Genomic DNA, 9,908 nt, shown 5'->3' on the forward strand with positions numbered 1-9,908 from the left:
CGCGAAAGGGAATCCCAAGCCGGACTCTTATGTCAGGCGAGAACCACTAGCTGAGCAGCGCGTAGAGAGCCAAGCCTGCGACAGGGGGCCATGCGGATGAAGTCGTGGCGCAGATAGAACCAGATCGCGCTGGCGAGCACCAGGGCGGTGATAGCGGCGATGTGAGCGGCACCAAGCGCCGCACGCGCCTAACTAACCGTGCGGCGGTCTGGCTCTAGGTGGCAAGCTTTCACACGGATTTGCGGCCAATCTGGCGAAACGCCGGTCTCTTAGCCAGATGGCCTTCAGTTTCTCGTCGCGACTGTTATCAGGGGTCGATCGGCCTTGCATCGCGGCAATCACATAGTCGGCTCTGTTGGTTCGATAGTCCTCTTTTTGCGCAGACAACGTCGTTCCTCCCGGTTCGAGGCCCTCTTTCCCCTTTTTAGCTTTGATGCAGAAACTAACTGCCGATGTACCGTAGGAGTCCACCAATTGGGGATTGAGTAAAACGATACATTCCAAGGGAACGCGCGCTGGTCTGGCTCCGTGTGGCGCGCTCAGGTTGATAGCTAATATAGATGAGCTCGCGTCATCCAATCGATGGATGGAAGCACCACAGGACGGTGCTACCTTGATGCATGAGGGAGGCAACCCGGTTTTGCTGTAAGAAGCCCGCTGGCTCTGGGGCTAAATATGAGCAAGACTCTCATTGCTATCGCTATCCTCGCGATCAGCGTCGGCTATGCCGAAGCCAAGGACCGCAGGGTCCAAACCGCGACCCTCGGCACGTACGCCAATTCGAAGAACCTTCCGGTTTGCACCGCGTCAAGCTCACTCTTCGAAGTCCTCGGCGACAAGTGTTTTCTCGTCAAAGGTTCGATGATCTATGGCGACATCGCAGATCTTTCCCAGATAAACACTTTGGGCTGATAGCCGGGGCAACAACGGCCGGCTGCCGCCGAGCAGCGGGCCATAGGCAGGCGCCTGAGCGCGACGGACGCTTCGGTGATACTAGGGGTGTCATAGGAGAGCGGCCGACCAGATCGCGCGATGGAGCGCGAACGCGCCGCATTCAGATTGGCCGCACGTACTAAGGGCTTCATCAACCCTGTCGCGATGATCGCGAGGATAATGTCTTTGCTCGTCCAAACCGCTCCACTAGCCACCGGCACGGACGCTTCCCCATCCCCGCCTTGTCGCGCGGGCCTGCCAATTTCGCAGGAAGGATTGGCACCCCAATTGGGACCTGGCTGCTATTTGGCTTGGCGCAATCGGAACAAACAGTGCGGCTACCCTGTTTTCAGGCAAGGGAGGGAGAGCGCTGATGACGGAGCAAAGCAAAGGGCGGCCCCCGCCGAAGCCAGACCCTAAGAAGGTCCATGTCGGCCCTCACGACAAAGACGCGCCAGAGCCTCAGCATGTCGACCCGCCACCGCGAGACGTGCGAGAGGCGCCGGTACAAAATCCAAACGGCGATAAGAAAGCCTAGATGCCTGCTATGGCTAGGCCAACCGCAATCCCGACGCCAATTGCGACTCCAACGGCCACGTTTCCAGCGAGGCGAAGCAGCCGTGCCATCCAAACGGCGCGCTAATTCGACCTCGGCCGTCTCCGCCGCTGCAGGCCGATCAGCTCATCAAAAACGTGTTCGACGCTGTTTGGGAGCGCATCCGATTGTCCGGTGGGCCGAAACCATCCCCCGGAAACGGGCAGTCGCGCTCGCCCAAGACGCGGCACGTGGTGCGGTCGCAGAACTGGTTGGTCACGTCGACATTGGATGGCGTTAGGAGTGATGCGCGATGCCGCTCCACCGAAGATCGGCACGCCTTGGACCGACGATGAGCCGGACGCCATCGCAAGCGACTATTTAGCAAACGTTAAATGGCGGCGAATATGCTGCAGCTGCCAACGATCGGCTGAGGACAGCACGACGAGCTTGGTTGTGGCACAGTGGGCCCTGCTGTAAGCTTCTCGTCAGTCGTGCGCCCCGGGGAAATTACGATGGAAGCTGACGCTGAGCGCGCGGTGGCAACGGTCGATACCCGGCCATCACGCCGCTCGCAAGGGCTTATGTGGGTGCTTGTGCCCCCGGCCATCCTCATCTGCGGGGCGTTATTCTTACGACTGGTCGTGGGACCGGCATGGGAGAAGCTACCGACCGACTACGGGAGCAGCGTCGTCCTAGAGTCAGATAGCAGCTTTCGCCAGACGCTCGACGCCGCCCTGACGACGTTTCACCAGAAGGGCCGGCGAGTCGACCAGGTGCTGAGCTCGACCGACGGCGTCGCCATCGTTCAGAGCCATGTCGACTGGTCGAACGACAGCGGAGAGGTGAATTACCAGACCACCGGCCTTTATGGGGTCGACCGCAGGACCCGGAAAAACGTGGCCGGTTATGGTGATGTCAGCCGCAGTGGGCAATTCCTTTTCCCCCCGCGGCTCGAAGGCTCCATCGATGAGGTCTGGGACCCCTATTACAGCGGTCCACGGCATCTGGCGTTCGATCGCAGCGAGGTGGTGGACGGGGTAACGGTCGCAGTCTACCGGTTCACCGTCGCCGGCCTGGATGAGACAAGCGCCTATGAATTTCTTCCCGATGTATCCGAGCGATACGGTGTAGGGACCGACGGAGAGGGTTACCTGTGGATCGAGCCCGTCTCAGGCATCCTCGTCGATATGCTGGATCGTGGCCACAGCTATTTCGTTGATCCGGCCACCAAGAAGTTCGCGGGAGACTTCAGTGTTTGGCAGGCTCGCTACACCGCGCAGTCCAGGTCCGACTTGTTGAGCCTTGCCGCTGAGGCCCGACTGCGCATTTTGGCGACGGAAAGTTGGCTGCCCATTGGCGGGATCGGGCTGGCTGTCGCCTGGCTGGGGATCGGGGCGCTGCGGCTTCGCCGCGGCAAGCCAGCGTCCGTAGGATGAAAGCCCGGCCTCATGTCGATGGGCGGGAAGCCCGGCCAAGTGCACGGCTCGGAATCTCGCAAAAGCTCACTCTGATCTTCGCGATCTTTTCCGCGATTCTCCTCGGCGTGACCGGGTGGCTGGGCTACGATCGGGGCAAAGCGGCCCTTGAGGGCAGCATTGCGGCCGAACTCCAGGCTCGCGCCCTGGAAAAGCAGGCGTCGATAGAGACCTGGCTCGACGAGCGGTTGGGTGAACTGCGGGCGCTCAGCGAATCGCCACACATCGTCGAGCAGGTAACCAGGCTTGCCCGTCTTCCCCCGGGAGCCACTTCCGACGACTGGGCGCGCTTTGCCGATGAGCTCACAGTGCGCACGGGACAAGGGGGCGACTACGACGCTCTTTTCATAATGGAGCCGGCATCGGGCAGGGTCTTATTGGTGACCGACCCTAACGATCGAAATCGCTCAGGGATTGGCGAACCCTATTTCAGCAACGGCAAGATCCGGCCCGGCCTTTACCTGCAGCCGGACCAGTCGGGCAAGCCCACCTCGCTGTCGCCGTTCCTGTCCACGCCCCTGCGTGCCCGAGATGGTGAGCTTGTCGCTGTTTTGGTCGCCCGGCTCGGCACCGAGAGTTTGGCGGCGACCGTCGATCGACGCGCCGGGCTACGGGCGACCGACGAGGCTTACCTGATCAGCATCGACGGAAAGTTTGCCAGCAGGCCGCGCTTGCTCGGCGGCGTCGCCAAAGGCGGTCTCACCTTGGATGGAAGCGCTGCAGCTCGACGCTGTCTTGAGCACAATGACGGACTGGACGTCTCGAACGACTACCGCGGCGTTCCCGCCATCACGGTCTTTCGCTGGATTCCGAGATACGGTTTGTGTCTCATCACGAAGCTCGATCAGGCGGAAGCCTTCGCCACAATTCGTGAACTTGGCCATGACCTGACCATCGCAGGCGGCGTGCTCATGTTGGCAGCGGTCGGAATATCCGGATTCCTGGCCCGAACGATCACGCATCCCATTCGCCTTATCGAGGCGGGCGCAAGGCGGGTCGCGCGCGGCGAGAGGGCCGTGACGCTGCCGGAGTCGTCAAACGACGAGATCGGCCGTTTGGCGCGCGCCTTCAATGCCATGACCGCTGCCCTTGCAAATCGCGAAGGCGAGCTGCGCGCCCATGCGGCAACCCTGGAGCAGAGGGTCGCCGAAAAGACCCGGGAGCTTGACTTGCGGGCAAGTGAATTGGCCCGCTCGAATGTTGAGCTGGAGCGTTTTGCCTATGTCGCTTCGCACGATCTGCAGGAGCCGCTGCGAATGGTGGCAAGCTATACCCAGTTGCTGGGCAGGCGATACAAGGGACGGCTCGACGCCGACGCCGACGAGTTCATCCATTTCGCTGTGGATGGCGCTGCACGGATGCAGGCATTGATCAACGACCTATTGGCCTATTCGCGCGTCAGCACGCAGGCCAACGCTTTCGAAGCTATCGATTGCAACGTCGTGGTCGAGCGTGCGCTGGCGAACCTTCACGCCGCCCAGGTCGAGAACCGTGCGATCATCCGCAAACCCGAACTACCCACTATTGTCGCCGACAACTTTCAGATGGTTCAGCTCTTCCAAAACCTGATCGGCAACGCCATCAAGTTCCGTCGCGACCAAATCCCGGAGGTTGACATTGCGGCACGGCGAGAGGGCCAGGAATGGGTGTTTTCGGTGTCGGACAATGGCATCGGCATCGATCCCAAGTACATCGACCGGCTCTTCGCGATTTTCAAACGCTTGCATACACGGGCCGAATATCCGGGCACAGGAATTGGCCTGGCTATCTGCAAGAAGGTGGTGGAGCGCCACGGTGGCCGGATTTGGGTCGAGTCGGAACTGGATCGCGGCTCGGCCTTTTTCTTCACGCTTCCTTGTCGGGAGGAACCCGGCCCAGTACCACAATCAGTTTCCAGCGCTTCAACGCATGAAATGGATCGAATATGAACAACAGCACAACCGGGCGACCCATCAATATCCTCTTGGTTGAGGACAATCCCGGCGACGCTCGGCTCACTATCGAGGCCTTGCGAGACGCAAAAGTGCGCAATGAACTCAATGTCGCGCAAGACGGGGTTGAAGCCATGGCCATTCTTCGGCGTGAGGGACAATATGCCGACGCGCCGCGCCCCGACCTGATCCTGCTCGACCTCAACCTGCCTCGCATGGATGGTCGCCAGGTCCTCGCCGAAATAAAGGAAGATGAGAACTTGCGACGCATCCCGGTCGCTGTCCTGACCACGTCGCAGGCGGAGAGGGATATCATCGCCAGCTATAACCTCCACGCCAACTGTTACATCACCAAGCCCGTGGATCTGGATGAATTCGTACGCGTTGTGCAGGGAATCGAGTATTTCTGGCTCTCGATCGTAAGGTTGCCGCCGGAGTAAGGGCGAAAGTGGAAGAAAACGCACTCAGGATTCTGCTTGTCGAGGACAACCCTGGCGATGTCCGTCTGATCCGGGAACTGCTCGCGGCCGAGGATACAAGCTTCGTGATCTCTGCTGCGGATCGCCTGGCGCTTGGCTTGCAGCAGTTCGCTGACCAGACCTTCGATCTCGTATTGCTCGATTTGTTCCTCCCCGACAGTATGGGCTTGGATGCGCTTCGCCAATTTCGGGCAACCGCGCCCTCAGTCCCGGTCATTGTGCTGACTGGCCTCAATGACGAGAGGTTGGCGATCCAGGCGGTTCGGGACGGCGCGCAGGACTATCTGGTCAAGGGGCAAATCGATGGGCGGCAAATCACGCGCGCCATCCGCTATGCCCGTGAACGTCACCGGATGATGCTGGAGGTGCGGGATCAGTCGCTCACAGACGAACTGACGGGCCTCTACAACCGTCGTGGTTTTGTGGCTCTCGCCCAGGAAATGGTGAAGCGCGCCGCCGGAACTGGACCGGGATCGGGACTGGTGGTGACATTCATAGATCTGGACGGCATGAAGCACATCAATGACCGTTTTGGGCATAAGGCCGGCGACCGGGCCCTGATTAGAACGGGGGAAGTCCTGCGTTCCGCGTTTCGGATATCCGACGTGATCGCCAGACTTGGTGGGGATGAGTTTGTCTCGATCACCGCTGGCGTTGAAAAGTCCGATATTGATGCCCTGCGTCTCCGCCTCGCGAACGCCTTGGCGGCGCATAACCGTCAAGCGGCTGGTGAGCCGGAGCTCCTCCTCAGTCTCGGTTTCGCCTATTACGACCCAGCAACGGGATCGCCGCGGTCGATCGATGAACTGATCGCTGAAGCGGACGCAGCGATGTACCTCGACAAAAACAACCGCAAGAAAGCCAGAGCGTGAGCCGTTGGGTCCCTCTAACTTTTGAGTCTGTCATGGCGGTCAGCGTTTGCCAGCCCCGTGGCGGGGCAGTTGCTACCGCCGCCCATGGCGCGGTTGGTCTTCGCGCACATCGTTCAGCGTGGCATGGCGAAGGGGACCTTCGCCCTTGAGATAGCGGACCCGGCCGACAAGGCCCGGCTTCACCCATTGCGCCCCAGGTTTCTTGACGCTCCGCGGCGGCGGGCCTGCCATCTTCTCGACCCGCTGCCACAGTCGGTCTCGAATTGACGGGTTCAAGGCGATGACAGCGCTGCCGACATACCGTCTTTCGCCATCATTCGTGGCCATCAGGGCCATTGGAGCCGCACCTGGCTCTCGAACGACGCCCAGCACTTCGAAATCGGCTTCCTCGAAATAATTCGCCTTCACCCATGTTTTCGACGGTCCGCTCCGGTAGTGGCTGTCAGCGCGCTTCGAGATGATGCCTTCAAGCCCCATCTTCTCCATGGTGCGGAAAATAGCCAGCGCATCGCCCTCGAAATGCTCGCTGTACTGGATCTTGCCGATGCCGGGCTCGACCAGTTGCCACAGCGCCTGCTTGCGCTGCAGCAGGGGCAAGGGGGCAAGATTGCGACCATCGAGATGGAGGATGTCGAACGCAACGAACACCAGGCGGCTCGGCTCGTTCCAGATCGCGGCTTCCAGCCCGTGGAAATCGGGAGCGCCCCTCTCGTCGGTCACAATGATCTGGCCGTCGAGAATGGCAGCCCTGCATGGCAGTTCGACTGCCAGCGCGATGGGCCAGTATTTCGTGGTCCAGTCATGGCCGTTCTTGCTGTAAAGACGCACGCCGCCTTGATCGATGATGATCTGCGTCCGGTAGCCGTCGAACTTGACTTCGTGAACCCATCCCTCATCTTTGGGCGGTTGCTCGACCAGAGCAGGGATCTGCGGTGGAATGAACTCCAGCCGGCCGACGCTGATCTTGGCACGCTTACTCAATGACGAACACCTTCGACCGCGCGGCGGCGGGCGCGATCGACACAGGCGGCTCGACATCCCCCCAACCTGGACGCCTGCCGCCTGTGCCGAGCCCCCGCTAAGCCATTGCGAACATCTACATCCGAGGCCACCGAATTGTCGTTAGCTTCGCATCCAAATAGTTATCCTGGGGTACATATCTCGCTGTCGGCGCGGCACTCTTGGTCCGTCCCCCACTGGCCTGTGCTGTTTCAGGCTGCCTCAGGCCAGTCCCCCGCGCGCCAATGGCGGCATTACCGCCAGGGCTCTATCACCACCGGTCCAGCGCTCAGCTTCCGAGCGCCTTGAGCCAACCTTCAAAGGAAGAGCCCTTATCGTGCTCGGCAAGCGAAACAGAGTGGGCGGGGCGCGGCAACACCACCGTGCTGCGGCCCTCGCGCGGGCTGTAACCGAATTCCTTGCTGAATGCGCGGCTGAAATTGGCCGGTGAACTAAACCCGAAGGCTTCGGCAATTTCGACAATTCGCCGGCTGTCCGCCGGATCGCTCAGCGCAATATGGGCTGCCAGAAGTCGGCGACTTTGAATGTAATGGAGAACACCGCCGCTCGGTTCGAACAACTGATAGAGACGAGACCGCGAAACACCGAGCGCCCTGCACATTGAATCCGGCGTCAGACGAGCCGCGTCCAGGTTGTTTTGGACGTATCGACGCGCCCGCTCCATTAGCGTGACACTCGCCAGCTGTTCGGCCGCGGCGGCATGTTCGGCCGGAGGCGCGAGGCACGCAATGATCATGCTGCGCGTTGCGTGCACGATGCGGGGCAAGTCGTCTGCCGTGAGGCTGCGGAGTCTTGTTGCGACGCTGTCGACGTAGTCGATCAAAAGGTTAGCAAAGTTGCCGGAAAGAATTGAATTGTTGTTTGCATCTAGGGTTGCCGCCGCATCGGCGAACAAATCACGCGGCAAATAGAGAACGAGACTTTCGGATTCCGTTGACCTTCCGCGAAACGGGTAACCAAGCGACCTCAACTCCAATTTGCCCGGCTGGCTTTCCGCAACGCGGCGATCGACTTCCGTCCATGACTGGCCAGTATGTGGCAAGACGATATACCAGTGATCGATCGAGCTGGACCGAAGCTTCGCCGCAGAACGCATATAACTGTGCGCCGCCGCCCGCTGTTCAACGATCAGCATGCCCCCAAGATTCCAAGCCGTGTGGGTGGCAGGGAAGCCGTCCTCCAGCGATTTGTTATCCGGCAACCTGATCTCGACAAGCGGCGCCACATGCGCTTGCCAAGCGGCGAATTGAACCTCTGGTGCCAGTTCGAGCGTTGAAAAGGATAGAGGTTTAAGCGCCGGCATGAGTGACGGAGCAGCCTCCTTGTGAGATGGAGCTTCACGCGGCCAACGACGTCGATCACGGTTCGGCGACTGCTTCGCAGGGGCCCCGTCTTGCCCTTTAGTGTCCATCGCGTGGTGCCATATCCGATTCCGGTATGCCCATGCCCCCGCAATCATGTGGTGTATCCCAGGTATCTGGCAAGCCTGTCGACCGCATCTTCGATCACGCTCGGTTACAGCAAGAAATGCATCCCGAGATAAGTTTCTGGATGCGAAGCTAACGACACTCTTCAGACTGGTGCCTATAGAATCCGACATCGTGAAAGCGACGTTGAGGAGACCACGAAATGAACGAAAAGCTCAAAGGAGAAGCTCGCCGCAAGATAATTCTTGATGGATACGTTAATAACGAACCATTGAAGGACATTGCCGCAAAGCTCGGATGCTCACTGGCGAGTTTGAAAGTCAGCGCCAGCAAACTTGGCTGTACAAGAACTCCAAAAGAGGCGGCTGAATTTCGGCGCGGCTTTCGTATACCGGAAAACAAGCGGCAAGACTATTACCAGCTGATGACAGCTGGACAATATAGATCTCGCGAGTGCGCACAGATTTTGGGATTATTGACAACCCAATCGCCGAGTATGGAGTAATATTACTAGAAAGCTGTGGACGACATCGCTCAAGCCTCAGTGATAAAAGCCCGCCGCAAAGCACGGGCGGCGGGCCCTGAAAGGTTCGCTCAAATGCTGCGTCAGCGCTTTAATCGCACCTGTCTTAGCCCTCTCGATCTGGCTGTTTGCGAACGCGTGTTCAATCAGGTCTGCGCGGATGAACAGCTCGACCCCCTGGACCCGGCCGCCGAAGTTTTAGCGGTATTGGTTGTGGCCATCTTTCGAAATGCTCACACCAGCGAACGCGAACTGCTGGACGCGGTCAGGTCTCGTCGGCAAAAGCTCGCGGGAACCGCGCATTAGTGCGTGTCGCCCAAAAGCCTGCCCTCGGGCTTGACCGAGGGTGCGCAGCTTGGCGAGTTGAAACGAATCCGAGACGCTGCCCGTGCAGGCGTGGAACGTGCAGAGCTAGGATGCAAAGGAAGCCGGGATTACGCCGGAGGCGCTTGCCCGATTTCTCCGGCTTGCTCGGGAGGGCCTTCGCCGCGCGGACGGCACGTTCCCTAGCTCCATGTCCAGAAGGTTGTGCGGCGGGACGAGATAGGGGCCGATCGAATCGTCATCCGAGGTTCAAAACTCGGCCTTTTGCGATCGCTTGTCGTGTCTGGAGAGAAGCCTGAAACGTATACGGCGAGGCACGACGTTCGCAGTTTTGTATGCCCTTCCCGAGAGATGGGTGACAGTTCATTCCGGATAGATGGGTTACA

9 protein-coding genes are annotated in these 9,908 nt (G+C 59.8%); 7 read left to right on the top strand and 2 right to left on the bottom strand.

From position 1 onward, the window contains the following. The first annotated feature begins 675 nt into the window (after positions 1-675). The 5 genes from AU465_RS33775 to AU465_RS33795 all read left to right on the top strand — a co-directional run bounded on the left by AU465_RS33775 (position 676) and on the right by AU465_RS33795 (position 6,228). A complete protein-coding gene (locus AU465_RS33775; RefSeq protein WP_192257427.1) occupies positions 676-912 on the top strand; it encodes a hypothetical protein in 237 nt (78 codons plus the stop codon). A gap of 1,071 nt (positions 913-1,983) precedes the next feature. Next, a complete protein-coding gene (locus AU465_RS33780; protein ID WP_192257429.1) occupies positions 1,984-2,907 on the top strand; it encodes a porin PorA family protein in 924 nt (307 codons plus the stop codon). Next, positions 2,904-4,874 (top strand): sensor histidine kinase, encoded by a 1,971-nt coding sequence (locus AU465_RS33785; RefSeq protein WP_192257431.1) that lies wholly within the window; start codon positions 2,904-2,906, stop codon positions 4,872-4,874. Before AU465_RS33780 ends, AU465_RS33785 begins: the two co-directional genes overlap by 4 nt. Continuing rightward, entirely contained in the window at positions 4,871-5,317 is a 447-nt protein-coding gene (locus AU465_RS33790; RefSeq protein ID WP_192257433.1) for a response regulator, read from the top strand. Before AU465_RS33785 ends, AU465_RS33790 begins: the two co-directional genes overlap by 4 nt. Before the next feature lie 8 nt (positions 5,318-5,325). Continuing rightward, positions 5,326-6,228, top strand: coding sequence for a GGDEF domain-containing protein (locus tag AU465_RS33795; protein WP_192257435.1), 903 nt, complete (start codon positions 5,326-5,328; stop codon positions 6,226-6,228). A gap of 72 nt (positions 6,229-6,300) precedes the next feature. Here AU465_RS33795 and AU465_RS33800 read toward each other — a convergent pair whose 3' ends face one another. Then, positions 6,301-7,266: an ATP-dependent DNA ligase gene (locus tag AU465_RS33800; RefSeq protein ID WP_192257437.1), complete on the bottom strand. Its 966-nt coding sequence runs from the start codon at positions 7,264-7,266 to the stop codon at positions 6,301-6,303. A gap of 250 nt (positions 7,267-7,516) precedes the next feature. Beyond that, positions 7,517-8,659 carry a helix-turn-helix domain-containing protein gene (locus AU465_RS33805; protein WP_192257439.1) on the bottom strand — a complete coding sequence of 381 codons (1,143 nt, stop codon included), beginning with the start codon at positions 8,657-8,659 and terminating at the stop codon, positions 7,517-7,519. 218 nt (positions 8,660-8,877) lie between these two features. Between AU465_RS33805 and AU465_RS33810 the strand changes: the two genes are divergently transcribed. Together AU465_RS33810 and AU465_RS33815 are read left to right on the top strand one after the other, a co-directional pair. Further along, complete coding sequence (locus AU465_RS33810; protein WP_192257441.1) at positions 8,878-9,180, top strand: hypothetical protein; 303 nt, start codon at positions 8,878-8,880, stop codon at positions 9,178-9,180. 93 nt (positions 9,181-9,273) lie between these two features. Beyond that, a complete protein-coding gene (locus AU465_RS33815) occupies positions 9,274-9,504 on the top strand; it encodes a hypothetical protein (protein ID WP_192257443.1) in 231 nt (76 codons plus the stop codon). The last annotated feature ends 404 nt before the right edge of the window (positions 9,505-9,908 follow it).

Source organism: Mesorhizobium silamurunense (assembly GCF_014843905.1).
In the GTDB taxonomy this organism is placed as follows: Bacteria; Pseudomonadota; Alphaproteobacteria; order Rhizobiales; family Rhizobiaceae; genus Mesorhizobium; species Mesorhizobium silamurunense.

Excerpts from the sequence above, each read along its gene's own strand:
- AU465_RS33775 (WP_192257427.1), top strand. The coding sequence starts at position 676 with ATGAGCAAGACTCTCATTGCTATCGCTATCCTCGCGATCAGCGTCGGC.
- AU465_RS33780 (WP_192257429.1), top strand. The coding sequence starts at position 1,984 with ATGGAAGCTGACGCTGAGCGCGCGGTGGCAACGGTCGATACCCGGCCA.
- AU465_RS33785 (WP_192257431.1), top strand. The coding sequence starts at position 2,904 with ATGAAAGCCCGGCCTCATGTCGATGGGCGGGAAGCCCGGCCAAGTGCA.
- AU465_RS33790 (WP_192257433.1), top strand. The coding sequence starts at position 4,871 with ATGAACAACAGCACAACCGGGCGACCCATCAATATCCTCTTGGTTGAG.
- AU465_RS33800 (WP_192257437.1), bottom strand. The coding sequence starts at position 7,266 with ATGTCGAGCCGCCTGTGTCGATCGCGCCCGCCGCCGCGCGGTCGAAGG.
- AU465_RS33805 (WP_192257439.1), bottom strand. The coding sequence starts at position 8,659 with ATGGACACTAAAGGGCAAGACGGGGCCCCTGCGAAGCAGTCGCCGAAC.
- AU465_RS33810 (WP_192257441.1), top strand. The coding sequence starts at position 8,878 with ATGAACGAAAAGCTCAAAGGAGAAGCTCGCCGCAAGATAATTCTTGAT.
- AU465_RS33815 (WP_192257443.1), top strand. The coding sequence starts at position 9,274 with ATGCTGCGTCAGCGCTTTAATCGCACCTGTCTTAGCCCTCTCGATCTG.